At 73.3% G+C, this 23,128-nt stretch carries 24 protein-coding genes; 16 read left to right on the forward strand and 8 right to left on the reverse strand.

The window, feature by feature from the left end; all coding sequences use genetic code 11:
- Positions 1-223 precede the first annotated feature (223 nt).
- Both ACHUEU_RS12945 and ACHUEU_RS12950 read right to left on the reverse strand, forming a co-directional pair.
- Positions 224-1,351 (reverse strand): methyltransferase, encoded by a 1,128-nt coding sequence (locus ACHUEU_RS12945; protein ID WP_394216540.1) that lies wholly within the window; start codon positions 1,349-1,351, stop codon positions 224-226.
- 130 nt (positions 1,352-1,481) lie between these two features.
- On the reverse strand, positions 1,482-2,012 hold the full coding sequence (locus ACHUEU_RS12950; RefSeq protein WP_394216541.1) for a MarR family winged helix-turn-helix transcriptional regulator: 531 nt from the start codon (positions 2,010-2,012) through the stop codon (positions 1,482-1,484).
- Between the two features lie 56 nt (positions 2,013-2,068).
- Here ACHUEU_RS12950 and idi point away from each other — a divergent pair, with 56 nt between their 5' ends.
- Genes idi through ACHUEU_RS12995 form a run of 9 tightly spaced genes read left to right on the forward strand, consistent with a single transcriptional unit; the run spans position 2,069 to position 10,235 of the window.
- A complete protein-coding gene (idi, locus tag ACHUEU_RS12955; RefSeq protein WP_394216542.1) occupies positions 2,069-2,641 on the forward strand; it encodes an isopentenyl-diphosphate Delta-isomerase in 573 nt (190 codons plus the stop codon).
- Positions 2,638-3,777 (forward strand): polyprenyl synthetase family protein, encoded by a 1,140-nt coding sequence (locus ACHUEU_RS12960; protein WP_394216543.1) that lies wholly within the window; start codon positions 2,638-2,640, stop codon positions 3,775-3,777. Before idi ends, ACHUEU_RS12960 begins: the two co-directional genes overlap by 4 nt.
- Positions 3,774-5,366, forward strand: a complete 1,593-nt coding sequence (locus tag ACHUEU_RS12965; RefSeq protein WP_394216544.1) for an SDR family oxidoreductase — start codon at positions 3,774-3,776, stop codon at positions 5,364-5,366. Before ACHUEU_RS12960 ends, ACHUEU_RS12965 begins: the two co-directional genes overlap by 4 nt.
- Entirely contained in the window at positions 5,363-6,169 is an 807-nt protein-coding gene (locus ACHUEU_RS12970) for a tryptophan-rich sensory protein (RefSeq protein ID WP_394216545.1), read from the forward strand. Before ACHUEU_RS12965 ends, ACHUEU_RS12970 begins: the two co-directional genes overlap by 4 nt.
- Positions 6,166-7,032 carry a phytoene/squalene synthase family protein gene (locus ACHUEU_RS12975; RefSeq protein WP_394216546.1) on the forward strand — a complete coding sequence of 289 codons (867 nt, stop codon included), beginning with the start codon at positions 6,166-6,168 and terminating at the stop codon, positions 7,030-7,032. The genes ACHUEU_RS12970 and ACHUEU_RS12975 overlap by 4 nt, the downstream gene beginning before the upstream one ends.
- Positions 7,029-8,696 (forward strand): phytoene desaturase family protein, encoded by a 1,668-nt coding sequence (gene crtI / locus ACHUEU_RS12980; RefSeq protein WP_394216547.1) that lies wholly within the window; start codon positions 7,029-7,031, stop codon positions 8,694-8,696. The genes ACHUEU_RS12975 and crtI overlap by 4 nt, the downstream gene beginning before the upstream one ends.
- Positions 8,693-9,049 carry a lycopene cyclase domain-containing protein gene (locus tag ACHUEU_RS12985; RefSeq protein ID WP_394216548.1) on the forward strand — a complete coding sequence of 119 codons (357 nt, stop codon included), beginning with the start codon at positions 8,693-8,695 and terminating at the stop codon, positions 9,047-9,049. Before crtI ends, ACHUEU_RS12985 begins: the two co-directional genes overlap by 4 nt.
- Positions 9,046-9,354, forward strand: coding sequence for a lycopene cyclase domain-containing protein (locus tag ACHUEU_RS12990; protein ID WP_394216549.1), 309 nt, complete (start codon positions 9,046-9,048; stop codon positions 9,352-9,354). Before ACHUEU_RS12985 ends, ACHUEU_RS12990 begins: the two co-directional genes overlap by 4 nt.
- Positions 9,351-10,235 (forward strand): prenyltransferase, encoded by an 885-nt coding sequence (locus ACHUEU_RS12995; protein ID WP_394216550.1) that lies wholly within the window; start codon positions 9,351-9,353, stop codon positions 10,233-10,235. Before ACHUEU_RS12990 ends, ACHUEU_RS12995 begins: the two co-directional genes overlap by 4 nt.
- Positions 10,236-10,257: 22 nt before the next feature.
- On the opposite strand, the gene ACHUEU_RS13000 is transcribed toward ACHUEU_RS12995, so the two are convergent.
- The 3 genes from ACHUEU_RS13000 to ACHUEU_RS13010 all read right to left on the reverse strand — a co-directional run bounded on the left by ACHUEU_RS13000 (position 10,258) and on the right by ACHUEU_RS13010 (position 13,084).
- Positions 10,258-10,806 carry a hypothetical protein gene (locus tag ACHUEU_RS13000; protein WP_394216551.1) on the reverse strand — a complete coding sequence of 183 codons (549 nt, stop codon included), beginning with the start codon at positions 10,804-10,806 and terminating at the stop codon, positions 10,258-10,260.
- Positions 10,803-11,594: a glycosyltransferase family 2 protein gene (locus tag ACHUEU_RS13005; RefSeq protein ID WP_394216552.1), complete on the reverse strand. Its 792-nt coding sequence runs from the start codon at positions 11,592-11,594 to the stop codon at positions 10,803-10,805. Before ACHUEU_RS13005 ends, ACHUEU_RS13000 begins: the two co-directional genes overlap by 4 nt.
- A 125-nt stretch (positions 11,595-11,719) precedes the next feature.
- Positions 11,720-13,084 carry a NupC/NupG family nucleoside CNT transporter gene (locus ACHUEU_RS13010; RefSeq protein WP_394216553.1) on the reverse strand — a complete coding sequence of 455 codons (1,365 nt, stop codon included), beginning with the start codon at positions 13,082-13,084 and terminating at the stop codon, positions 11,720-11,722.
- 133 nt (positions 13,085-13,217) lie between these two features.
- Here ACHUEU_RS13010 and ACHUEU_RS13015 point away from each other — a divergent pair, with 133 nt between their 5' ends.
- The 4 genes from ACHUEU_RS13015 (at position 13,218) to ACHUEU_RS13030 (ending at position 16,808) form a co-directional block, all read left to right on the forward strand.
- Positions 13,218-13,640, forward strand: a complete 423-nt coding sequence (locus ACHUEU_RS13015; RefSeq protein WP_394216554.1) for an ArsR/SmtB family transcription factor — start codon at positions 13,218-13,220, stop codon at positions 13,638-13,640.
- A gap of 86 nt (positions 13,641-13,726) precedes the next feature.
- Positions 13,727-14,857 carry a FecCD family ABC transporter permease gene (locus ACHUEU_RS13020; protein WP_394216555.1) on the forward strand — a complete coding sequence of 377 codons (1,131 nt, stop codon included), beginning with the start codon at positions 13,727-13,729 and terminating at the stop codon, positions 14,855-14,857.
- 113 nt (positions 14,858-14,970) lie between these two features.
- Entirely contained in the window at positions 14,971-15,984 is a 1,014-nt protein-coding gene (locus ACHUEU_RS13025) for an ABC transporter substrate-binding protein (protein ID WP_394216556.1), read from the forward strand.
- On the forward strand, positions 15,981-16,808 hold the full coding sequence (locus ACHUEU_RS13030; protein ID WP_394216557.1) for an ABC transporter ATP-binding protein: 828 nt from the start codon (positions 15,981-15,983) through the stop codon (positions 16,806-16,808). The genes ACHUEU_RS13025 and ACHUEU_RS13030 overlap by 4 nt, the downstream gene beginning before the upstream one ends.
- On the opposite strand, the gene ACHUEU_RS13035 is transcribed toward ACHUEU_RS13030, so the two are convergent.
- Genes ACHUEU_RS13035 through ACHUEU_RS13045 form a run of 3 tightly spaced genes read right to left on the reverse strand, consistent with a single transcriptional unit; the run spans position 16,790 to position 18,550 of the window.
- Positions 16,790-17,668, reverse strand: a complete 879-nt coding sequence (locus ACHUEU_RS13035) for a TolB family protein (RefSeq protein ID WP_394216558.1) — start codon at positions 17,666-17,668, stop codon at positions 16,790-16,792. The two genes, ACHUEU_RS13030 and ACHUEU_RS13035, sit on opposite strands and share 19 nt — an antisense overlap.
- 35 nt (positions 17,669-17,703) lie before the next feature.
- Positions 17,704-18,054, reverse strand: a complete 351-nt coding sequence (locus tag ACHUEU_RS13040) for a biopolymer transporter Tol (RefSeq protein ID WP_394216559.1) — start codon at positions 18,052-18,054, stop codon at positions 17,704-17,706.
- Positions 18,055-18,064: 10 nt separating this feature from the next.
- Complete coding sequence (locus ACHUEU_RS13045; protein ID WP_394216560.1) at positions 18,065-18,550, reverse strand: pyridoxamine 5'-phosphate oxidase family protein; 486 nt, start codon at positions 18,548-18,550, stop codon at positions 18,065-18,067.
- Positions 18,551-18,773: 223 nt separating this feature from the next.
- On the opposite strand from ACHUEU_RS13045, the gene sbnA reads away from it, so the two are divergent.
- Genes sbnA through ACHUEU_RS13060 form a run of 3 tightly spaced genes read left to right on the forward strand, consistent with a single transcriptional unit; the run spans position 18,774 to position 23,096 of the window.
- Positions 18,774-19,853, forward strand: a complete 1,080-nt coding sequence (gene sbnA, locus ACHUEU_RS13050; protein ID WP_394216561.1) for a 2,3-diaminopropionate biosynthesis protein SbnA — start codon at positions 18,774-18,776, stop codon at positions 19,851-19,853.
- Between the two features lie 28 nt (positions 19,854-19,881).
- Positions 19,882-21,636, forward strand: a complete 1,755-nt coding sequence (locus ACHUEU_RS13055; RefSeq protein WP_394216623.1) for an FAD/NAD(P)-binding protein — start codon at positions 19,882-19,884, stop codon at positions 21,634-21,636.
- On the forward strand, positions 21,633-23,096 hold the full coding sequence (locus tag ACHUEU_RS13060; RefSeq protein ID WP_394216562.1) for a type III PLP-dependent enzyme domain-containing protein: 1,464 nt from the start codon (positions 21,633-21,635) through the stop codon (positions 23,094-23,096). Before ACHUEU_RS13055 ends, ACHUEU_RS13060 begins: the two co-directional genes overlap by 4 nt.
- Positions 23,097-23,128 lie beyond the last annotated feature (32 nt).

The following is a 23,128-nucleotide window of genomic DNA, read 5'->3' on the forward strand; positions in this document are numbered from 1 at the left end:
CGTTCCTGATTCCCGTTGTCCGGGGCACGAGGAAGAACATTACGCACCCCCGACACCCCCGTCAAGCCAGAACGCCCGTTTCCGACGTGGCCTCGACCACACCTCGGTGATGGACGTCTGTCGAGGTCAGGAATTGGCTACGCGGACGTAGCCAGACACCTCCCGCGGCCCTGGCCGAGACCGCCGATCCGGCGCTGCTCGCTCCCGGGCCGTCAGGCCCTGCCTAGTCGCTCTCCGGGCGCAGGCGCCACAGGACCGTGGCCTCCTGGGAGCGCGCGGCGTGGAGCGCGTCGCGGGGATCCTTCGCCCGCGGATGCCGCGGGGCGGTCTCCAGGGTCCCGGCGACCGTGAGGCCGGCGCCCTCGATCATCCCCAGCAGCTCCTCCCGGCTGCGCAGCTGCAGAAGCTCGGCCAGGTCGGAGAGGATCAGCCAGCCCTCCCCACCGGGACGCAGGTGGTCGGTGAGCCCGTCGAGGAAGCCCCGGAGCATGCTCGAGGACTCGTCATAGACGCCCAGTTCCAGGGCCGAGGTGGCCGCCCCCGGCAGCCAGGGCGGATTGCAGACCACGAGATCGGCGCGTCCGGGTGGGAAGAGATCGGTCTCGACCACGCGGATCCGCCCCTCCAGGCCCAGGCGCCGGACGTTCTCGCTCGCGCAGGCCACGGCCCGGGGGTTGATATCGCTGGCGACCACGTGCGCGACCCCTCGTCGGGCGAGCACCGCGGCCAGCACACCGGTGCCGGTGCCGAGGTCGAAGGCCGTGACTCCCCCGTCGACCTGAGGCAGCGGAACCTCGGCGACGAGGTCCACGTACTCCGAGCGCACCGGGGAGAAGACCCCGTACCGGGCATGGATGCGCTCACCGAGCGCCGGGATCGGCACGCCCTTCAGTTGCCACTGGTAGGCGCTGAGCACGCCGAGCAGCTCCGGGAGCGAGACGAGCATCGGCTCGTCGCTGCTCCCGTAGGCCACATGGCAGGCCTCGGAAACGTCCGGTGCACGCCGCAGGTCGAGTCTGTGACCGGGGTCGAGGAGCACCACGACGCCGCCCAGGACCTGGGCGCGATGTGCTCGCTGCGCTCGATGGTCCCGGAAGAGCTGCGCGATGTCCTCGCTCCGCGGCGGGCTGCGGCGGTCGATCCGGCGTCCGATGGCGGCCAGCAGCTGGCGGGCACCGGGGAAGTCGCCTCGCCACAGCAGCCCGGTCCCGGTGCGCAGTCGGCGCAGGGCCGCATCCGCGGTGAGGGAGTCATCGGCGATCTCGAGCCGCGTCGGCGGTGGGGCGCCGTTCTCCGAGTGCCAGTGTGCGGTGCGCTCGGTGCCGTGCTCGTCCCAGCGGATCAACGCCATCGAGTTCTCCTCCAGGGTCTCTCCGCGACGCTCACTTCGGATCGCGATGAGGTCGGTCGCCGGGGTCCTCGCTCGCGACGAGGCGCTCTCGTCGGGTGACTCCAGTATCCCAGCTCCCGTGGCCGGCTCCTCACTCCTTTGACGGGGTGAGCTCCTGGGGCGGCGCCTCGGTCTCGAGGTGGTCGGCCATCGCGAGCAGGAAGTCGATCGTCGCCCGTCGGGCCGATTCCGGAACCGCCCGGGCGATCTCGAGCATCTGCTCATGCATTCCGCTCAGCCGCTCCCTGAGCTGTAGATGGGCGTGGTCGGTGGCCACCACGATCCGGGAGCGCCCGTCACGGGGATGGGGTGCCCGCTCGAGGTGCCCGGAGACCGCGAGCCGATCCAGCAGCTTCGAGGTCGAGGCCCCGGAGATCTCCAGCTGCTGGGCGAGCCGCAGCGGGGTGACGGGGTCGCCGGCCAGCTCATGGGCGATGACGCAGCGCAGCGCCGCGAGATCCGTCGTGTTCATGTCCATGCCGGCGCTCATGCGACGGCGCATCTCATGGTCCGCGCTGCGGAACCGGCGGGTCGCGGCGAGCAGCTCGACGGCGGGATCGGCGTCGCCGTACCAGTACGAGTGCGCGTCGCTCGCCTCATCGCGCTCTGGGGCCTCGGTCATGCTCGGATGCTACAGTCCATTTGTGTAGACAGGCTAACGATCACCCAGGAGTGCCCATGACCGACACCCGTCCTTCCCAGCCTGCCGTGGAGGACCACGTCATCCTCATGGACGCCGACGGGTCCCCCCTCGGACTGGCTCCTCGCGCCACCGTCCACTCACCGCACACGCCCCTCCACCTGGCCTTCTCCTGCTACGCAGTGCGCGAGGACGGCCGCGTGCTGCTCACGCGACGGGCGCTGTCCAAGCGCACCTGGCCCGGGGTGTGGACGAACTCCTTCTGCGGCCACCCTCGTCAGGGGGAGACCTCCGCCGAGGCGATCGCCCGCCACGCGCGACACGAGCTGGGCATGGCGGTGGGCGCCCCGCAGGAGGCGATCCCCGACTTCCGCTACCGCGCCGTCGACGCCTCCGGCATCGTCGAGAACGAGATCTGCCCGGTCTTCGTCACGACTGCCGAGAGCGATCCCGAGCCGAATCCTGACGAGGTCATGGACCTGCGCTGGGTCTCCCCCACCGAGCTCGCCTCGCTGGTGCAGCTCTCACCGTGGATACTGAGCCCATGGACGGCTTCCCAGGTTCCGCAGCTGACCGGGGTCCTCGAGCAGGTCCCCGCGAGGACCCCATGACCACCGCGCATCAGCATGCTGTCGAGCGCGAGATCCAGCGCCTGCTGAGACTCGGTGCGAGCCGGCCCGGCGCCCTGCCGCTGCCCGATCACCACGATCTGTGGGACGCCTTCGCCCGGGCCAGTGGCGGCGGGAAGCGATTCCGCCCGAGCCTGCTGCTGTCCACCCACCAGGCGCTCGGAGGCGCTCGTGAGCCCGCCGCGGTCCAGGTGGCGGCGGCACTGGAGCTGCTGCACACCGCCCTGGTCGTGCAGGACGACGTGATCGACGGCGACCAGGTGAGGCGCGGGGTGCCGAGCCTGCCCGGAGGCATCGCCGCCGATGCCCGAGGCCGTGGCACCGCACCCGCCGACGCGCAACGGCTCGGGGACGCTGCCGGCATCCTGGCCGGTGATCTGGGCCTGATCGCGGCGATGCGGGCGATCGCCCGCTGCGAGGCGCCCGCCCCGGTGATCGAGCGCCTGCTGGACCTGTTCGAGAGCACCCTGCACGCCACCGCGGCCGGGGAGCTCGCTGACGTGCGCCTCCAGCTGGGCCCGGCGCACGGTGCGGTGGTGCTGCGGGAAGCACTCGCTGTCGCTGAACTGAAGACTGCCCTCTACTCCTTCCAGCTGCCGCTGCGGGCCGGTGCCCTGCTGGCCGATGCCTCCCCCGAGGTGCTCGCCGCCCTCGACGAGATCGGCAGCCTGCTCGGCATCGGCTTCCAGCTGTTCGACGATCTGCTGGGCGTGTTCGGCGACGAGCGACTCACCGGCAAGAGCGCACTCGGCGACCTGCGCGAGGGCAAGCGCACCGCCCTCATCGCCCACGCCTCGACCACCGACTCCTGGGACGCGCTGCAGCCGCTGCTGGGGCGGGCGGACCTCGGCGAGGCGGAGGCCCGTCGCGCCCGGGACCTGCTGACCTCCGGCGGCTCCCGCGCCTGGGTCGAGGACCTCGCCCGCTGGCACGTGACCAGTGCGGCCGAGACGGCCGAGCGCCACGAGCTGCCACCGGGCCTCGCCGTCGCGCTCGACCTCGCGACCGCGGAGATCCTCCGCGCCGCGGACCTCACCCTGCCCACGACCGCTCCCACCGACGCGGCACCGGTCCGGCGCCGCGCAGAACGCCCCGCAGAACAAGGACTCCCCGCATGAGCAGTCCCGCTTCCCACCCCGATGACGCACCGCTGGTCCTGGTCACCGGCGCCAGCGGCTACATCGGCGGCCGTCTGGTCCCCGCCCTGCTGGGGGCCGGGCTGCGGGTGCGCGCCATGGCGCGCCACGCCGACCGGCTCCAGGACCGTCCCTGGCGCGACCAGGTCGAGGTGGTGGAGGCCGACGTCGAGGACCCCGCGAGCCTCGACGCCGCGCTCGAGGGGATCGACGTCGCCTACTACCTGATCCACGCGATGGGCGGCGGTCGCCGCTTCGCCGACCGCGACCGGCAGGGCGCGCAGTCCTTCGCGGACGCCGCGGCGCGCGCCGACGTGCGGCGGATCGTCTATCTCGGCGGCATCCACCCCGAGGGCGTGGAGCTCTCGGCGCACATGGCCTCCCGCAAGGAGGTCGGGGAGATCCTGCTGGCCGGTCCGGTCCCCGCGGTGGTGCTGCGCGCGGCGGTGATCCTGGGCTCGGGCAGCGCCTCCTTCGAGATCATGCGCCACCTCGCGGAGCGGCTGCCGGTGATGATCGCCCCGCAGTGGGTGCGCAACCGGATCCAGCCGACCGCCGTGCGCGACGTGCTCCACTACCTCGTCGCCGCGGCCCTCCTCGACGGGGCCCCGAACCGCACCTTCGACGTGGGCGGCCCGGACGTGCTGACCTTCGCCGAGCTGCTGCACGCCTACGCCCGCGCCGCGGGCCTCCCCCGGCGGCCCATCCGGACGGTGCCGGTGCTCACCCCGCGCCTGGCCAGCCATTGGATAGGCCTGGTCACCCCGGTGCCCACCGGGATCGCCCGACCGCTGGTCGAGTCGCTCATCCATGAATCCGTCGCCGCCGAGCACGATCTGCGCGACCTCGTGCCCGATCCCGAGGGGGGCCTGACCGGGGTGGACAGCGCGATCGAGCTGGCCCTGACCCGTATCCGCGAGCTCGACGTCGCCACCGCCTGGCACTCCGCGACCCCCGCCGGAGCACCCTCCTCCCCGCTGCCCGAGGACCCCGACTGGTCCGGCGGGATCGTGCGCGGCGACCAGCGCGAGCGCCGCGTCGATGCCTCCCCCGAGACCCTGTGGGACGTGATCGAGGGCATCGGCGGCCGGAACGGCTGGTACTCCTGGCGCCTGGGCTGGATCGCGCGGGGGCTGATGGATCGCCTCGTCGGCGGGCCGGGACTGCGCCGAGGCCGTCGCCACCCCGACCGGCTCGTCGTCGGCGACGCCCTGGACTGGTGGCGGGTCGAGCGCATCGAGGACGGTCGCCTCTTGCGGCTGCGCGCCGAGATGCGGCTGCCCGGACAGGCCTGGCTCGAGCTGGCCGTGGAACCCACCGACGGCGGGCGCGCGATCCTCCACCAGCGCGCGATCTACCATCCGCGCGGGCTGCTCGGGGACCTCTACTGGTGGGCCGTCTGGCCCTTCCACGGGATCGTGTTCGGCGGGATGCAGCGCAACATCGCCCGCGCCGCGGAGTCCGCCGGTCCCGGCCGCGCCCGGGACCGGCGCCGGCCCCCTGGCACCGCCACGACGTTCGGCGCTTCCCGCGCACTCGACGACCCCGATGCTCCCGGAGGGATCGCATGACCCGCCCGCTCGTCCGTCGGCTCGCCGTGACCGCGAGCTTCCTGCTGGCGATGCTCGGCACCGCGATCGGGGTCGGTGCCTTCGGCGGTGATCCGATCGATGAGGCCGCCGGCGGTCTGCTCGCCGCCGACGCCACCCACCTCGCACCCGCCGGCTCCGCCTTCACGATCTGGACGGTCATCTACATCGGGCTCGGCGCGTACACGCTGTGGCAGTGGTGGGACCGGCGCGATGCACGCCGCATCGCCGCGCATGCGATCGCCTCGCTGCTGCTGAACGCCGCATGGATCCTCACCATCCAGGCCGGCTGGGTGGCGCTCAGCGTGGTGGTGATCGCGGTGCTGCTGGTGGTCCTCGCGGATCTCTTCCGCCGCCTCACGGCCGTCCCGCCCGGCGGCGCGGTCGAGCGGATCGTCGTGGACGGCACCTTCGGCCTGTACCTGGGCTGGGTCAGCGTCGCGACCTGTGCGAACATCGCCGCCGCGCTCACGGGTGCCGGGTTCTCGGGCTTCGGGGCTCCCGCGCTGCTGGCCGTCCTCGTGCTCGCGGTGGTGGCGGTGATCGGGGCGGGACTGAGCGTCGCCGGTCGTCGCCCGGTCGCCGCGCCGCTGGCGATGATCTGGGGGCTGGCCTGGATCGCCGTCGGCCGCGCGACGGACGAGCCCCACGCCCCTGCCGTCGCGATCGCGGCCGTGGTCGCCGCCGCCGTGATCGCCCTCGCCGCCGCTGCGCAGTGGCTCCGCCCCCGCGGGCCCGCGGGGGCGACCGGCACTGCGACTGCGACTGCGAGGAGGGACCGATGACGGCCCGCAGCACGCCGCACGTCGCGACCAGCCGCTACGACCGGGTCGCCCAGCGCAGCGCCGGCTGCGTGATCGCCGGCTACTCCACGTCCTTCGGCTGGGCGACCAGGATGCTCGACGAGCCGGTGCGCACCCATGTGCGCAGCATCTACGCCCTGGTCCGCATCGCCGACGAGACGGTCGACGACCCGGACCCGACGTTCCCCGCCGCCGAGCGGTCCCGGCTGCTGGAGGATCTCGCCGCCGAGACGGCGCGCGCCGTCGCCGGCGCCCGGTCCACCAACCTCGTGGTGCAGGCCTTCGCCCTCACGGCGCGACGCTGCGGCATCGGGCCCGCGCTCATCGACCCCTTCTTCGCGTCCATGCGCGCGGACCTCGCCGTCTCCGCGCACGACGAGACGAGCCTGGCGGAGTACGTGCACGGCTCCGCCGAGGTGGTCGGACTGATGTGCCTGCGGGTGTTCCTGGACGGGGACGATGCCGCCTATGCGCGGCTCGCCCCGGCGGCGAGCGCCCTCGGCGCCGCCTTCCAGAAGGTGAACTTCCTGCGGGACCTCGCCGAGGATCACGACGAGCTGGGGCGCACCTATTTCCCGGGCCTGGACGTGGACGATTTCGGTGACGCCGAGCGCGACCGTCTGCTGGACGACATCGATGCCGACCTGGCCCTGGCGGCGACGGCGATACCGCACCTGCCCGTCTCCAGCCGCCGCGCGGTGGCCGCCGCCCACGGCTTCTACGGCGCGCTCTCGCGCCGGCTGCGGGCCACCCCGGCCCAGCAGATCCGGCGCGCCCGGGTGCGGGTCCCCGACCACGAGAAAGCAGTGATCATGGCTCGTGCCGTGCTCGGGGCCCGCCGATGAGCGCCCGCCCCACCCCCGCCGGGGAGGATTCGACCGCCCCGGACCGGACCGCCGTGGTGATCGGAGGCGGCATCTCCGGGCTCGCCACGGCAGCTCTGCTGGCCCGGGACGGCTACCGGGCGGAGCTGGTGGAGGCGCGCGAGCAGCTCGGCGGCCGGGCCGGCAGCTGGGAGCAGGACGGGTTCCGCTTCGACACCGGCCCCTCCTGGTACCTGATGCCCGAGGTGTTCGACCACTTCTTCCACCTGCTCGGCACCTCCGCCGCCGAACAGCTGGACCTGCAGAGGCTGGATCCCGGCTACCGGGTGTTCTTCGAGGACCACGCGGAGCCGGTGGACGTCCACGCCTCCGTGGCCAAGAACGCGACCGCCTTCGAGGCGATCGAACCCGGCGCCGGGCGAGCCCTGGACCAGTACCTCGACTCCGCCCAGCACACCTACGAGATGGCGCTGGGACACTTCCTCTACTCCTCGTTCACCCGCCGCCGGGAGCTGCTGACCGCTCCGCTGCTCGCCCGGGCACCGCGGCTGCTGCAGCTGCTCCTCGAGCCGCTCGAGCGCTTCGTGGGGCGACGGTTCCAGGACCCGCGGCTGCGCCAGATCCTCGGCTACCCGGCCGTGTTCCTGGGCTCCTCCCCGGACCGCACCCCGAGCATGTACCACCTGATGAGCGCCATGGACCTCACCGGCGGGGTGCTCTACCCCCAGGGCGGGTTCGCCCGGCTGATCGAGGTGATCGCCGAGCTCGCCGAGCGCGAGGGCGTGCACCTGCGCACCGGCACCCGCGCCAGCCGGATCCTCACCGCGCCGCAGCCGGGTCGGCGCCGCCCCCGGGCGGTCGGCGTCGAGATCCAGGAGGCCGACGGGACGGTGCGCGAGCTGCCCGCCGACGTGGTCGTCGCGACCGCCGATCTGCACCACGTGGAGACCACCATGCTGCCACCGGCGCTGCAGACCTACCCGCAGCGCTGGTGGGAGAAGGCCACCTCCGGCCCGGGCGCGGTGCTGCTCATGCTCGGGGTGGAGGGATCGCTGCCCCAGCTGGCCCATCACAGCCTGTTCTTCACCCGGGACTGGGGCGAGAACTTCGGTGCGATCCGCCAGGGGCGCGTCCCCTCCCCGGCCTCGCTCTACGTGTGCCGGCCCTCGGCGACCGATCACTCGGTCGCCCCGCCCGGGCAGGAGAACCTGTTCGTGCTGGTCCCGATGCCGGCCGAGCCCGGCCTGGGGCGCGGCGGGATCGACGGGGCCGGATCGAGCGCGGTCGAGGCCATCGCCGACGAGGCCGTCGCGCAGATCGCCGCCTGGGCGGGGATCCCCGACCTCGCCGAGCGGGTGGTGGTGCGCCGCACCGTCGGCCCGGAGGAGTTCGCCACCGATCTGCGCACCTGGAAGGGCGGCATGCTCGGCCCCGCGCACACCCTGCGCCAGAGCGCGTTCCTGCGCGCCGGGAACGCCTCGCGGAAGGTCGACTCCCTGCTCTACGCGGGAGCCAGCACGATCCCGGGGATCGGCCTGCCGATGTGCCTGATCAGCGCCGAGCTGGTCGCCAAGCGGCTGCGCGGCGACCACTCCGCCTCCCCGCTGCCGGAGCCTGCGACCGAGCCCGAGGCCGAGGCCACGTCGCGGCCGGCGCCCGCCGCCCCGGGCGAGGCGATCGCATGACCTCGCTGGTGTACCTGCTCGCGCTGCTGATCCCGCTGGTGTGCATGGGCCTGCTGGACCGGCGCTTCCGCCTGGTGCTGTGGCATGCGCCCCGGCGCGCGGTGATCGTGCTGGCGGCGGGGATCGGGCTGTTCCTGCTCTGGGATCTCGCCGCGATCGCCGCCGGCCACTATCGGATGGGCGCGAGCCCGTGGATGACCGGGATCCTGCTGGGCCGCGAGCTCCCCCTCGAGGAGCTGGTGTTCATCACCTTCCTCAGCTACCACACCCTGGTGCTGTGGGGGCTGGTGGACCTGCTGCTGGGGCGACTCCGCCGCCGGACGAGCTCCGTCATCCGGGAGGGGGCACGATGAGCTACGCCGCCCTGGCCGGGCTGTTCCTGCTGGCACCGGTGGCCGTGTTCGTCCTCGCCGTGGTGCGGCGCCGTCCCGGGCGCCGCTGGTGGCTGACCACCGCGGTGACGGCCGCGGGGCTGCTGGTGCTCACCATCGGGTTCGACACGGCGATGATCGCCGCGGACCTGTTCCGCTTCACCGAGAGCGACCTGCTGGGGATCAGGATCGGCCTGGCCCCGCTGGAGGACCTGGCCTGGCCGCTGGCCGCCGGGCTGTTGCTGCCCTCGCTGTGGCTGCTGCTGACCCCGCAGGAGGAAGCATGACCGCTGTGAGCGCTGCTCCCCGTGCGGCGGCTCAGCTGCTGGGCACCTCGCGCCCGCTGAGCTGGGTCAACACCGCCTACCCCTTCGCCGCCGCCTACCTGCTGGCCGGGGGCGGTGTCGATGCCGCCCTGGCGGTGGGCACGCTGTTCTTCCTGGTCCCCTACAACCTGCTGATGTACGGGGTGAACGACGTCTTCGACCACGAGTCCGATCTGCGCAACCCTCGCAAGGGCGGGGTCGAGGGCATCGTGCTGGACCGGCGCGTGCACCGGCTCACGCTGTGGTCCGCCGCGCTTTCGACGCTGCCCTTCGCGGTGGCGCTGCTGGCGATGGGCAGCGCGGTCTCCGCGCTGGTGCTGCTGGTGGTGCTCGCGGCCGTGGTCGGGTACTCCGCCCCCGGGCTGCGGCTCAAGGAGCGTCCGCTGCTGGACTCGGTGACCTCCTCCACCCATTTCGTGGGCCCGGCCGCGTTCGGGCTGGCGCTGACCGGGGCGCCGCTGGGGCTGACCGCGGCGGCGTCGCTGGTGGCGTTCTTCCTGTGGGGGATGGCCTCGCACGCCTTCGGCGCGGTCCAGGACGTCCAGCCCGACCGGGCCGCGGGCATCGGATCGATCGCCACGGTGATCGGGGCGGCGCGCACGGTGCGGCTGTCACTGCTCCTCTACGCCGCCGCCGGGGTGGTGATGCTGCTGACCGGGTGGCCGGCGGCCCTCGCCGGGCTGCTCACGCTGCCCTACCTCGTGAGCATCTGGCCATTCCGCGCGCTCAGCGACGACCGGGCGGAGCAGGCCAACCGCGGCTGGCGACGCTTCCTCTGGCTGAACCTGGTGACCGGGTTCCTGCTCACCCAGCTGCTGATCGTGATCGCGCTGACGCGCTGATCTCGCGCGGGTGCGGAGCCGCTCACCGGGCGGGCCGTGCGCCTCGCCGCTCGGCACGCCCGGGTCGATGCCACAGCAGCGCCGCCGCCGCGGCGCCGATGACTCCCGCAGCGATGTCCAGCGCGGTATCCGCCGGTGCGACATAGATGGAGGGGTCCACCCAGCGCGCCCCCGCGAGCTCCATCAGCTCCCACAGCACCGCCAGCACCGCGCCGGTCGCCATGATGGCCCGGGCCGAGGGCGACCCACGGCGGACCACGTGCGCGACCAGGACGGCCAGCACCCCGGTCACGGTGACGTGCACCGGGACGTCCCACCAGGGGAACCGCTCGTACAGCAGGAGGAACGAGCTCACGGCGGCGGTCAGGCAGGCCGCGGAGACCGCGGCCTCCCAGGGGAGCGGCAGGCGGTGGCGCCAGGCCACCACCTGGGCGAGGGCGACCAGCATCGCCACCGCGACCTCCACCCACTGCTGGCACGCTGCGAAGCCGAGGGCGAGCCCCAGCCCCGACCATCGCATCAGGAGCAGCGCGAGCAGCCGGAATGCTCGCTGCAGTGCCGGAACGTTCACGACCCGTCCCTGTCCGCCCGCCGCTCACGTCGCGCCGCGATCGGCGGCCCGAGCCGCGCCGCCCAGCGCTCCCAGGGCCGCTGTCGGCGCCAGTTGCGTCGCAGGGTGCTGAGCGCCCGCTGCCAGCGCAACCGGCCGTCCCGGCGGAGCCGCAGCGCGCGCGGAGACATCCCCACCCGCGCCCCGCAGGCCAGGCGCACCTGCTCGCCCGGGCCGACCTGGAAGGACAGATCCATGTCGTCGTGCACGTCGCAGCGGCGGGAGACGCCCCCGCTCACCCGGGCCCACCAGGCCCTCCGCATGGACATGGTGGTGCCGAAGGCCGGCAGATGCCCGAGAGCGGCCCCCATAGTCAGCATGTAGGTGCCCAGATAGAGCACCGCCAGCGCCGTCCCGAACGGCGGGAGCAGGCGGAAATGGGCTGGTCCCGTGACGATCACGCGAGAGGGGCCGTGCCGGGCGTGCGCGTCCTGGTGGGCGGCGATCCAGCCGGGCCCAGGGCGGCTGTCCGCATCGCATCTCAGGATCAGCTCGCCCCGAGCGGCGTCATATCCCGCTGCGGCGGCCGCCGGGATCCCGGGCTCGGTCTCCACGACGACCCGGCAGCCTCCCGCCCGCGCCACCTCCGCACTGTCGTCGAGGGAGCCGTTGTCGACCACGATGATCTCCAGCGGAGTCCGCGTCTGCCTCCTGAGGGCCGCCAGCAGGCCCTCGAGCTCGCGCGCATCGTCCCGCACCGGGACGACGACGGAGCAGCTCGGCAGGGTCGACGGCGGGACGGCTCCCATGGGGGATGACGGTACGCGTGCTCCCTGCCTGCCGCGGCCGACGCGCTCGAGCGGTCGCGCCCAGGTCTGCGATTCCTGCGTCAGCGGCCGCGGTCCTTCCTGCGTGACGGGTCAGGCATCGGTGGTCAGCCGATCATGATGCCGGCGATGGTGGCGCTCATGAGGTTGGCGAGGGTGCCGGCGAGGATCGCCTTCAGCCCCAGCTGCGCGATCTCGGAGCGCCGCTCGGGGGCGATGCCGCCGAGCCCGCCCAGCAGGATCCCCAGGGAGCTGAGGTTCGCGAAGCCGGTCAGCGCGAAGCTCGTGATGGCGGCGGTCTTCGGGCTGAAGCTGTCGATCTGCGGGGCGAAGTCGGAGAAGGCCACGAACTCGTTGACGACCACCTTCTGGCCCACGAAGCTGCCGGCGGCGACGGCCTCGTCCCAGGGCACCCCGATCATCGCCATGATGGGTGCGAACAGCCAGCCCAGGATCTGCTCGAAGGTGAGGTCGCCGGCGCCGAACCAGCCGCCGACGAGACCGATCAGCAGGTTGATCAGGGCGATCAGGGAGATGAAGGCGAGCAGCATGGCGCCGACGTTCAGGGCCAGCCTGAGACCGTCGGCCGCACCGCCGGCGGCGGCGTCGATGACGTTCGCGTAGCCGGTGTCCGTCTCCTCCTCGTCGTGGTCCGGGTCGTCACGGTCCGGGGCGGGGTTCTCCGGCGCGCTCTCCCCATCGGCCGTGGTGGTGGCGGTCGCGGCGCCGGCCCCGGTCCCGGCGGCCGACCGCGCGGGGCGCCTGCGGCTGTCGGCCGCCACGAGCGCGGCCTCCCGCGCCACGGCGTCCGGGTCGTTCTCCGGCACCAGGATCTTGGCCATCAGCAGCGCCCCCGGCGCCGCCATGAAGCTCGCGGCGATGAGGTACTCCAGCGGCGCGCCCAGCAGCGAGTAGCCCACCAGCACGGAGCCGGCGACGGTGGAGAGACCGCCCACCATCACCGCGAACAGGCCGGAGCGGGACAGGCCCTTGACGTAGGGACGGATCACCAGCGGCGCCTCGGTCTGGCCCACGAAGATGTTCGCCGCGGCGTTGACCGACTCGCCGTAGCTGGTGCCGAGGGCCTTCCCCAGCGCCCCGCCGAGCCACTGGACCACCTTCGGCAGGATCTTCCAGTGGTAGAGCACCGCGGTCAGCGAGGCGAAGAAGACGATCACCGGCAGCACCTGGAGAGCGAAGATGCTGCCCCCGCCCTCCGCCGGCAGCAGCGACCCGAACAGGAAGGAGATGCCCGCGCCCGAGGTGTCGATGACGGCCTGGAAACCGGCAGAGACCGTCTCCAGTGCCCACTGGCCCGGTCCCCAGTACAGGACGATCACCCCCAGACCGAGCTGGATCGCGAAGGCGCCGATCACGGTGCGCAGCCGGATCGCCCCGCGATCACTGGACAGCGCGACCGCGATGAGGAGCAGGCCGGCCATCCCGCCGATGCCCCAGAGCAGGTCGATCATCACGCTCACCTCATTGCGGATCGGGAAGACTGCGATGTCATCCGGGCCAGTCTAGGGGCGAGGCGGATGGAGGTGGCGAGCAGAGGGACGGCGCGGGGCCGGCGGGCCGCGGACACCCGGCTACGGTGTCCCCATGGATCGAGCCCGGCCCTTGCACGTGCGCGCCTCCGCCGAGGAGGTGCCGGACGAGGCGCTGGTCGCCGAACTGCGGGAGCTGCTCGCACAGGCCGACGGGGTGGAGGAGCTGGCCGGGCGGTTGGCGCTGCTCTCGGATCCACGGCGCCTGCAGATCCTGTTCTGCCTGCACGCCCACCCCGGGGTGCGCAGCTCGGACCTCGCCAGCGTGCTCGGTGCGCACGAGTCGACCACCTCGCACGCCCTGGCGGTGCTGCGGGAGGCCGGTTGGGTGCGGGCCCGGCGGGTGGGCCGCGAAGTGCGATACGAGCTGGCCGAGCGATCCGTCCACGAGCTGCTGCACGACCTCGGCTCCCCGCACCTGCCCGGAGTCCACCACCCGGGCGAACACGCCGGGGAGCCGCCGCACGGCCACGACTGACCCACCGGTCGACCACGCGCAGTCACGGGGGTCACCCACCGGCCCGGATACTTGTACGGTTGTGCAAGTGATCGGGAAGGAGGGCCATGGCCACCACGCATCGCACCGCCGCACCGCCGACGGCCGCGTCGGCCGCGTCGGCCGCGGCATCGTCGGCATCTCGTGATCCCCTCGGGCTGCGCTCCCGCGCCCACCGCAGCGGACTGCTCCTCACCCTGCTCGCGGGCCTCGTCGCCCTCAGCCTCCTGCTGTGCGTGGGCATCGGCCCGGTGCCGCTCTCCCCCGGGCTCACGCTGGAGGTCATCACCCATCACCTCGGGCTCCCGGTCGCCGCGCCGGCCGATCCGGCGGCTGACGCGATCATCTGGTCCGTCCGGGTGCCACGGGTGCTGATGGGGACGGCGGTCGGGGCCTGCCTCGCGGTCAGCGGCGCGGCGCTGCAGGCGATGGTGCGCAACCTGCTGGCCGATCCGTACATCCTCGGCGTCTCCGGCGGCGCCTCCACCGGTGCGGCGGCGGCGATCCTGTTCGGCGTGGGGGCGGCGCTGGGCGAGTACGCGCAGTCGGTGCTGGCCTTCGTCGGGGCGCTGGCGGCGGCGCTGCTGGTGTTCGTCATCGCGCGCAGCAACGGGCGCGTCACCTCGCTGCGGCTGCTGCTGTCCGGGGTGGCGGTCGGCTACGCGCTCTCGGCGGCCACCAGCTTGCTGATCTTCTCCTCCGACTCCGCGGAGGGCTCGCGCTCGGTGATGTTCTGGATGCTGGGCTCGCTCTCGCTGGGCCAGTGGAACGCCTTCCTGGTGATCGCGCTGGCGGCCGGCCTGCTCGGCACCGTGGTGCTCACCGCCCGCGCCCCGCTGCTGGATGCTCTCGCCGCCGGGGACGGCATCGCCCACGGCCTGGGCATCTCCCCGGACCGGGCGCGCATCGGTCTGCTGGTGGTGGTCTCGCTGTGCACCGCGGCGGCCGTCGCCGGGGCCGGGGCGATCGGCTTCGTGGGCCTGGTGATCCCGCACCTGGCCCGGCGCCTGGTGGGATCCCGCCATCGGGTCGCGATCCCGGCGAGCGCGCTGCTGGGGGCCGGGTTCCTGGTGTGGGCCGACGTCGTCGCGCGCCTGGTGATGGCGCCGCGGGAGCTGCCCATCGGGGTGATCACCGCGGCCGTGGGCGCACCTTTCCTGCTGATCCTGATCCGCCGGATGCAGGCGCGGGAGGGGTGAGGCCGGTGCATCCTCCCGGCTCATCGTCCGGGCTCCGCGCTCCCGGACCCGGCGTCCTCGTCTCCCGCCCCGCTGCCTCGCTCCCCGTCCGCCGTCTCCCGAAGGGCCCGACCATGACCTCCTCCCCCACCCGCCGCACCGTGGTGGTCTCCCTCCTCGGGGCCCTCGGTCTCGGAGCGACCGCGTGCACCGCCGCCGGCGACGGCGCGCAGGAGGGCGGCGCGGGTGCCGACGCGGGCTTCCCCCTGACCCTCACCGACTGCGACGCCGAGGTGGTCCTCCCAGGGGCGCCCGAACGGGTGGTGCTCCTGGACAGCGCGCCCGTGACCACGCTCGACGGGCTCGGGGTGCTGGACCGCGTCGTGGCCCGCGCCGGCTCCTTCCCCGACGGCTACTACGACGCGGAGCTCACCGGCCGCCTCGCCGCGATCCCGATGCTCTCCGAGGACATCGACACCACCGGTCACCTGCAGATCAGTCAGGAGGTGGTGATCGCGCAGCGGCCGGATCTGGTGCTGGGCCTGCCCGACGGCGTCACCCGCGAGGGGATGCGGGCGGCGGGCGCCGAGGTGCTGATCCCGCGCTCGTACTGCGGTGGCCTCGAGGAGCGGGCGAGCATGGAGATGCTCTTCGAGGAGATCAGCACCTACGGGGCGGTGTTCGACCGCACGGCCGAGGCCGAGACGCTGGTCTCCGTGCTGCAGGAGCGGATCGACGCCGCCGCTGCCCTCCCGCACGGGGCGCGCACCGCGGCGGTGCTGTACGCGAGCGCCGGTGGCGGACCGGTGTACGCCTACGGCGCGCCCTCGATGGCGACCGCACAGCTGGACGCGCTCGGGATCGAGAACGTCTTCGCCGACACCCCGCAACGGGTGTTCGAGAGCGGGGCCGAACCGCTGCTGGCGGCCGATCCCGACGTGCTCATCGTGCTGCACGAGGGCACCGTCCCCGAGGAGGAGCTGCTCGCCGAGCTGCTCGGCGACAGCCGCCTAGACCCGCTCCGCGCCGTGCAGGACAGCGCGGTGCTGCCGCTGCTGTTCAACTTCACCGAGCCCGCCTCTCCGCTGATCGTCGACGGTCTCGAACGGATCGGTGACTGGCTGAGCGCGCAGGAGCAGGCGGGATGAGCGAGGTGGCGCTCGAGGCACGCGGCCTCACCCACCGCTTCGGAAACCTCGAGGTGCTGCACGAGGTGGACCTGACCGCCCACCGCGGCGAGGTGGTGGGGCTGGTGGGCCCCAACGGCAGCGGGAAGACCACCGCACTGCGGATCCTGCACCGGGACCTGGTGCCCGATGCCGGGCAGGTACGGCTCGAGGGCCGGGATCTGGCAGCACTGTCCGGGCGTGAACGGGCACGTCACCTCGCGGTGATGGCGCAGGACAGCCCCTCCGAGCTGCCGATCACCGCGGCCGATGCGGTGATGCTGGGGCGCCTGCCCCACCGGGGCCTCTTCGGTGCCACCACCGCCCAGGACGAGCGCATCGCCGCAGAAGCCCTCGAGCAGGCCGGCGCCCTGCACCTGGCCCGCCAGGACCTCACCACCCTCTCCGGCGGTGAGCGGCAACGGGTGCTGATCGCCCGGGCCCTCGCCCAGCAGCCGCGCCTGCTGCTGCTGGACGAACCGACCAACCACCTCGACATCGGTGCCCAGCACCACACCCTCCAGCTGGTGCGTGCGCAGCGCCTGACCACGATCGTGGTGCTGCACGATCTGAACCTCGCCGCCCGCTACTGCGACCGGGTGGTGGTGCTGGCGGATGGACGGATCCGGGCCGACGGGCCGCCGGCCGAGGTGCTGGAGGAGGAGCTGGTCGGGGAGATGTACGCGGTGGCGGCGGACCGCCGCATCGCCGCCGACGGGACGGCGCAGCTGCTGTTCCGGGGCCGAGAGACCTCACCGCGAGCGCACCGTGCCGAGGAAGCAGGCTCTCACCCCGTCGAGGGGTAGTCCACGTAGGCGAGGCGGCGCGAGTCCGGGGCCCAGCTGTTCACGTTCATCGTGCCCTGCCCGCCGCGCAGCTGCACGAGGTCACGGCCCTCGGAGCCGTCCGCCGCGCACAGGCGCAGGAGCACCTCGCGGTCGGCGGGGTGCCCGCGGGTCCCGGGCGGGAAGCTGACGTAGGCGAGCCGCCCGCCGTCCGGGGATGGGTGCGGGAACCAGTTGACCCGCTCGTCGTGGGTGAGCTGCTCCCTGCCGGTGCCGTCGGAGCGCATCCGGAAGAGCCGCGCATGACCGGCCGCGGTCCCGCCCCGCTCGGAGTTCATGTACAGCCAGCTGCCGTCCGGGGAGTACTCCGGACCGTCGTCGGGGAACTCGTCGTCGGTCAGCGCCGTCGCCTCACCCCCGGTGGCAGGGACCGTGACGATGTCCGGCGCGAGCCAGGACCCGTCAGGGCGACGCCGCACCCCGGTGCAGGCGAGGGTCGTGCCGTCGGGGCTGACGCCGTGCAGGAAGTGCAGGTATCCGTCATCCTCGGTGACCCGGGTGGCGGCGCCGCCGGAGAGCGGGGCGCGATGGACCTGGCCGTCATCCGCCGAGACGTACACGTGCTCGCCCCCGGGATCGAGCACATGGTCATTGTTCAGCGGGACCATGGCGCCGAGATCGAGGCGCTGCGGCCGGCCGCCGTCGACGGCGAGCTCGAACAGGTGCCCGTCCCCGCTGAGGATCAGCTTCCTCCCGTCGAGCGTCCAGTTCGGCGCCTCGTACAGCACGGTCGAGGACTCGTGGAGGATCCGCTCCTCTCCGGTGTCGACGTCGAGCACATGGATTCGGCAGCGCTGGCCGGGGGCGAGGGGGCGGGGCACGGGGCGTCCTTGTCGTCGGAGGGCAGGTGCGTCCATCATGTCGCGCGCTCGGACGAGCTCCTCTGCCCCTCACGATTCCTGAGCTCGAGGAGCAGCCGATCCGCCCGGTCACGACGGTCTTGCTCGGCCATCTCCCACCATGCCCGGCCGCGTTCACCGAGTCCCTCCTTCGCGAGCTGGACGCGCTCGCGCCAGGCGGCGACCCGGTCCGCCTCCTGAGTGGTGCGGAGCGCCGTGCGTGCGCGGCCGAGCTCCGAGCGCAGCGCCGCCGCCACGTCCTCGGCCAGGAGCGGATCGGTCGCGCGCCACCTCCGGCCCCGGACGATGATGTATCGGCCGTCCTCCGTCCGCTCGGGTCCCTCCCGCGGCGTCGCCGCCCCGCTCATGAGCCGGGGCTCACAGCTCGGTGGTGTCGGTCCCGCCCGGGGCACGGTCACCGGTCGCCTTGGCCTTGACGATCTGCGCGAGGCCCGCCACCTTGCCGCCGGGCAGTCCCCAGAACTGGGCGGAGTCGCCGCTGACCCGCAGCAGGCCGAGGTTTGGGTCGTCCTTGCCGCCGGGGAAGTACGCCTTCGCGCTCTCGTTCCAGAGCTCGTCGACCAGCGCCCGGTCGTCGATGAACTCGGCGTCCCCGGCCACGGAGAGCCAGGAGCCCGTCTCGGCGATCGCGAGGTTCACGTGCGGTCCGCTGCGCAGCGCCTCGGCCTGGCCTCCCCGCAGGCTCACGAAGAACCAGATGTCCGCGTCCTCGCTGACGCCCTGGATGGTTATCGGATGCGAGAGGAGCTTCCCGTCCGGGAGCGCCGTGGTGAGCATGACCAGGTCGGCGTCGCGGAGCTTCTCCACCACGTCCTGTTGGGTGAGGGTGTCGTTCGTCGTCATGGTTCCTCCGTCGGGGGTCGAGCCATCGGACAGGTCGTCGGGTACTCGACGCTACTCGTCGTCCCTGCCGAACCCCAGGATCCCGACCGCACGGTGCGGTCGACGAGGACCTCCCGACGCCGCGCGGCGGCCGACCGCGTGCGTGATCGGCGTCGAGGCATCGCTCCTCGACCGCTCGGTCCCCGCTCTGCCCGCAGGGGATCTGCTCCCGTATCGTCGCCCCGTGACCACGCCCACCCCCTCGCCGCTCACGGCAGCCGCGCCGGAGCCCCGGACTGCTCCCCACCGCCCCGCCATCGCGGACGGGATCTCGGAGGTGGTCGGCGGCACGCCCCTGGTGCGGCTCGCGCACCTCTTCCCCGACTCGGGGATCGAGATCTTCGCCAAGCTGGAGTCCGTGAACCCGGGCGGGAGCACCAAGGACCGGCCCGCGCTGGCCATGGTTCGCGCCGGACTGGCCTCCGGGCGGCTCGCCGCCGGCGGCATGGTGGTGGAGTCCAGCTCCGGCAACCTCGGGGTCGCGCTGGCGCGGGTGTGCACGGCCCACGAGGTCCGTTTCGTGTGCGTCGTCGATGCGCGCACCAATCCCACCACGGTCGCGACGATCCGTGCTCTGGGCGGCGAGATCGAGATGGTCAGCGAGCCCGACCCGGCCACCGGTGACCTTCTCACCGCCCGGCTCCACCGGGTCCGGCAGCTGCTGGAGGAGAACCCTGGGGCCGTGAATCTCCATCAGTACGGCAACCCGGCCAACCCCGGCGCTCATAGCGCCGGGACGATGCCCGAGATCGCCCGGGCTCTCGATCACCGGTTGGACGTCCTGATGGCGGCCGTCAGCACCACCGGGACGCTGGCCGGCTGCACGGCCTACCTGCGCGAGACGGGCATGGGTACCCGCACGGTGGCGGTCGACTCGGTGGGCAGCGTGCTGTTCGGCGGCCACGGCGCACCGCGGCCGCTGCCGGGGTTCGGGGCCGGGGTGATCACCGAGATTTCCCGCACTGTCGTGCCGGACCAGGTGGTGCGGGTGGACGGCCCGGAGGCGGTCGCCGGGGCGCGTCTGCTGGCTCGCCGGGAAGGCATTCTCGCCGGCGCCTCGACCGGCGCCATCGTCCATGCCCTGGGACGGCTCGTCGGCGAGCTCGAGCCCGGCAGCCGACTGGCCTTCATCGTGCACGACGGCGGGATCCCGTACCTCGACACCGTCTACGACGACGACTGGGTCCGGCGCGTCCTCGGCACCGACGCCGACGCCCTGGCCGCGATCATGGCGGATCTGCAGCGCTCCGGTCGGCGTGGCTGAGGCGTCCGCCGCGCCGTTGCGCCTAGTGGTGGTCGGAGCCGGACCGAAATCGCTGTTCGCGCTCGAAGCACTCGCTGCTCGGCTGGACAGAGCAGACCGGGCCCCCGCTCACGCGGACGGCTCCGCTCCGCACACGCTAGAGTTGACCGTGGTGGACCCCACAGCCCTTCCCGGGACGGGCGCGGCCTACGCACCCGAGCAGCCCCACGTGCTGCGCCTGAACGTCTCCGCTGCCCTCCTGGACGGCGCCGCCGGGGATGCCTTCCCGTCCTTCCCGCAGTGGGTGAACCACGCTCACCCGCACCTCGCATCGAGCACGTACCCGCCGCGCGCTGTGGTCGGGGAGTACCTCGCGCAGCGCTGGCAGCGGATGCTCTCGCGCCTCGACCGGCATGGCCGCTGCCGGCACCTGCGCGCGCGTGCCCTCGCGGTGGAGCCGGAGCGCACCGGCGGCTGGACGATCACGGTCCGGGTCGCGCCCCAGGAGACCGCCCCGTACGACGACGACGATCGCTCGGAGCAGGGCATGGCATCCGCGACCGATGACCGCCTGAGAGCCGAGGAGGTCCTGCTGGCATCGGGCCACGGCGTCGACCACGACGACGCGCTCGCCGGCAGATGGAGCTCCCCGCTCCCGCTGGTGCCCGCCGTGCTGCCGGTCGGAGGGATGCTGTCGATCTCCCGGGTGCCGCCGGGGTCCCGGGTCGCCCTGCGAGGCGGGGCGCTCACCTTCCTCGATGCCGCGCTCGCGCTCACCGAGGGGCGCGGCGCGCAGTTCCTCAGCTCGCCGGAGCGCCCCGGCACCCTGCTGCACCACCGCAGCCCGCACGAGCCCGCGACGCTGCTGCCCACCACCCGCCAGGGGCTGCTGCTCGACGCGAAGCCCGAGCCCGGGACCCCCTTCGCCGCGCCGCGCACGGGCGCCCTGGACGCGGCTGCTCGACGCCTCAGGGCGTTCGCCCCGGAGTCCCCTCAGGTGGTGCGGGACATGCTCCACGTGCTCGCGCGGGCCGCCGCCTCGCTGCTCGAGGACGCCACCGGGGAGGACCGGCCCTGGCTCCCCCTCGTGGAGCAGACACTCTCCCGCGGCGCCGAACCCGATCTGCCGGAGGGTCCCGGCCGCGCCGAGGAGGCACTGCGACGGAGCGTGGCTGTCGCGAGGGGCGCCCGTGCCCCGGGGCCTGCCTGGGCACTGGGCCGGGCCTGGGCACGCCTCTACCCGCAGATCACCACTCTGCTGCGGGGCAGCGCTCTCGATGTCGCACGCTGGTCCGAGCTGCGTGCGGCAGCGCGGATGCTCGAGCGCTTCGCCTTCGGCCCGCCGGTGGAGACCGCCGAGAAGCTGGTCGCGATGGTCGGCTCCGGCGCCGTGGACCTCTCCTGGGTGGATGCCGGGACCGCCATCACCGCCGCCGGCCCGCGGGGCATCCCCCGGGGAGCGGCCGGCCCCGACCTCGTGATCGATGCCGTCCTCGCCCCGCCCGGTCTCCTCCACCTCACGGACCCGCTGGCACGGCAGCTGCGCGGCAGTATCGTCAGCGTGCCCCCGAGCCGGCGCGGCGCGGCCGTCGACCTCGACGGCACCGCGCTCACCGCCGCCGGCCGCCGCCGGGAAGGCCTCGCGCTCCTCGGACGGCCCACCGAGGATCACGTGATCGGACATGACACGCTGGATCGCCACCTGCACGATGAAGGAGAGCAGTGGGCCGCGCGGCTCGCCGCGCGGCTCATCCCCCGCACTGCGACCCGCCCCGGAGAACGAGCCTCAGGAGGAACCCGATGAGTCCCCGACCCGACGGCGCCGCAGACCCCAGCGCTTCCTCGACGCTGCGCGCCGGATGCCGGGGGCTGCCGCCCCTCACCGCCCGCCTCAGCCCCTGGATGCGGCACCTGCTCGAGGACCCGGACGCCTGCGCCGCGCTGGTGGAGGGGCAAGGCAGCCCGCTGAACGTCCACGATTTCTCCGCGCTGCCGGAGAACGCGGCGGAGCTCGACGCCGCCGCGCGCGAGGCCGGCGTGCGCCTGGGAATCTTCGTCGCACGCAAGGCGAACAAGACACTGGGTCTGGTCGAGGCGGTCCGTCGCTCCGGACTGGGTCTGGACGTGGGGAGCCACCGCGAGCTCGAGCAGGCGCTCGAGCTCGGGATACCGCCCTCCGACATCGTGGTCACCGCCGCGATCAAACCGCTCCCCCTGCTCCGTCTGGCGCTCGAGGCGGGCACGACGCTCGTGCTCGACAACCTCGACGAGGCCGCGGCAGCGGCGGAGCTGCTCTCCGCCGCAGGAGGCCCCGCCGCGCCGGCCATCGCGCTGCGACTGGCGCCCGGCCCGAACGATGTCATCGCCCCCACCCGTTTCGGGGAGTCGGCGAGGACGTGGCGGGAGTGGGCCGCGGCCCAGGCGCGCGACCATGCGCCGCTGCGGATCCAGGGAGTCCACTTCCACCTGCACGGCTATGATCCGGCGAGCCGCGCCGCGGCCGTCGGCGAGGCGGTCGAGCTGATCGATGCGCTGCGTGAGCTCGGCCACCGCCCCCGGTTCCTGGACATCGGCGGCGGTATCCCGATGTCCTACCTCGACGACGGGGAGGAATGGGCCGCCTTCCACACCGCGCACGACGGGCAGGATCCGGATCCGACGCGATCACTGACCTGGCGCGCAGGGCCGCTGCGCCAGGTCTATCCCTATCACCAGCAGCCCGTTCGCGGGCAGTGGCTGCGACTGCTCCTGGAGCTCGGCACACGACCCGGCACGACCGTGGCCGAGGAGCTGCGCTCGCGCGAGCTCGAGCTGCGCTGCGAGCCCGGCCGATCGTTACTGGACGGCTGCGGGATGACCCTGGCGCGCGTCATCCAGCGCACGACGACCAGCGACGGGATCCCTCTGGTGGGCCTGGAGATGAACCGCACCCAGTGCCGCTCCACCTCCGATGACTTCCTTGTCGATCCACTGCTGGTGCGCTCCGGCGGGGATCCCTCCGAGCCGTTCGACGGCTTCCTGGTGGGGGCGTACTGCATCGAGGAGGAGCTGATCCTGCGCCGTCGGCTGCACTTCCCCCAGGGGGTCGCGATCGGGGATCTGCTCGCACTGCCGAACACGGCCGGCTACCTCATGCACATCCTCGAGAGCGCCTCGCACCAGCTGCCGCTGGCCTCGAACGTGGTCCATGGCGAGCACGGCTTCGACCGGGACGGGATCGACGCGGTCGCCCCGCAGCGCCCCTGGGGTCCGCCGGGGCGCTGACGAGCTCGCGGCGCGCAGCGTCTCCCCGCAGA

The sequence above is a fragment of the Brachybacterium vulturis genome (assembly GCF_043641765.1).
In the GTDB taxonomy this organism is placed as follows: Bacteria; Actinomycetota; Actinomycetes; order Actinomycetales; family Dermabacteraceae; genus Brachybacterium; species Brachybacterium vulturis_A.

What these genes read in the sequence shown, in the direction of transcription:
- idi (WP_394216542.1), top strand. Translation starts at nt 2,069, where the DNA reads ATGACCGACACCCGTCCTTCCCAGCCTGCCGTGGAGGACCACGTCATC.
- ACHUEU_RS12970 (WP_394216545.1), top strand. Translation starts at nt 5,363, where the DNA reads ATGACCCGCCCGCTCGTCCGTCGGCTCGCCGTGACCGCGAGCTTCCTG.
- ACHUEU_RS13030 (WP_394216557.1), top strand. Translation starts at nt 15,981, where the DNA reads ATGAGCGAGGTGGCGCTCGAGGCACGCGGCCTCACCCACCGCTTCGGA.
- ACHUEU_RS12960 (WP_394216543.1), top strand. Translation starts at nt 2,638, where the DNA reads ATGACCACCGCGCATCAGCATGCTGTCGAGCGCGAGATCCAGCGCCTG.
- ACHUEU_RS12995 (WP_394216550.1), top strand. Translation starts at nt 9,351, where the DNA reads ATGACCGCTGTGAGCGCTGCTCCCCGTGCGGCGGCTCAGCTGCTGGGC.
- ACHUEU_RS12965 (WP_394216544.1), top strand. Translation starts at nt 3,774, where the DNA reads ATGAGCAGTCCCGCTTCCCACCCCGATGACGCACCGCTGGTCCTGGTC.
- ACHUEU_RS12945 (WP_394216540.1), bottom strand. Translation starts at nt 1,351, where the DNA reads ATGGCGTTGATCCGCTGGGACGAGCACGGCACCGAGCGCACCGCACAC.
- ACHUEU_RS13025 (WP_394216556.1), top strand. Translation starts at nt 14,971, where the DNA reads ATGACCTCCTCCCCCACCCGCCGCACCGTGGTGGTCTCCCTCCTCGGG.
- ACHUEU_RS12990 (WP_394216549.1), top strand. Translation starts at nt 9,046, where the DNA reads ATGAGCTACGCCGCCCTGGCCGGGCTGTTCCTGCTGGCACCGGTGGCC.
- ACHUEU_RS13015 (WP_394216554.1), top strand. Translation starts at nt 13,218, where the DNA reads ATGGATCGAGCCCGGCCCTTGCACGTGCGCGCCTCCGCCGAGGAGGTG.
- ACHUEU_RS13045 (WP_394216560.1), bottom strand. Translation starts at nt 18,550, where the DNA reads ATGACGACGAACGACACCCTCACCCAACAGGACGTGGTGGAGAAGCTC.
- ACHUEU_RS12950 (WP_394216541.1), bottom strand. Translation starts at nt 2,012, where the DNA reads ATGACCGAGGCCCCAGAGCGCGATGAGGCGAGCGACGCGCACTCGTAC.
- ACHUEU_RS12975 (WP_394216546.1), top strand. Translation starts at nt 6,166, where the DNA reads ATGACGGCCCGCAGCACGCCGCACGTCGCGACCAGCCGCTACGACCGG.
- crtI (WP_394216547.1), top strand. Translation starts at nt 7,029, where the DNA reads ATGAGCGCCCGCCCCACCCCCGCCGGGGAGGATTCGACCGCCCCGGAC.
- ACHUEU_RS12985 (WP_394216548.1), top strand. Translation starts at nt 8,693, where the DNA reads ATGACCTCGCTGGTGTACCTGCTCGCGCTGCTGATCCCGCTGGTGTGC.
- ACHUEU_RS13010 (WP_394216553.1), bottom strand. Translation starts at nt 13,084, where the DNA reads ATGATCGACCTGCTCTGGGGCATCGGCGGGATGGCCGGCCTGCTCCTC.
- ACHUEU_RS13040 (WP_394216559.1), bottom strand. Translation starts at nt 18,054, where the DNA reads ATGAGCGGGGCGGCGACGCCGCGGGAGGGACCCGAGCGGACGGAGGAC.
- ACHUEU_RS13060 (WP_394216562.1), top strand. Translation starts at nt 21,633, where the DNA reads ATGAGTCCCCGACCCGACGGCGCCGCAGACCCCAGCGCTTCCTCGACG.
- ACHUEU_RS13020 (WP_394216555.1), top strand. Translation starts at nt 13,727, where the DNA reads ATGGCCACCACGCATCGCACCGCCGCACCGCCGACGGCCGCGTCGGCC.
- ACHUEU_RS13005 (WP_394216552.1), bottom strand. Translation starts at nt 11,594, where the DNA reads ATGGGAGCCGTCCCGCCGTCGACCCTGCCGAGCTGCTCCGTCGTCGTC.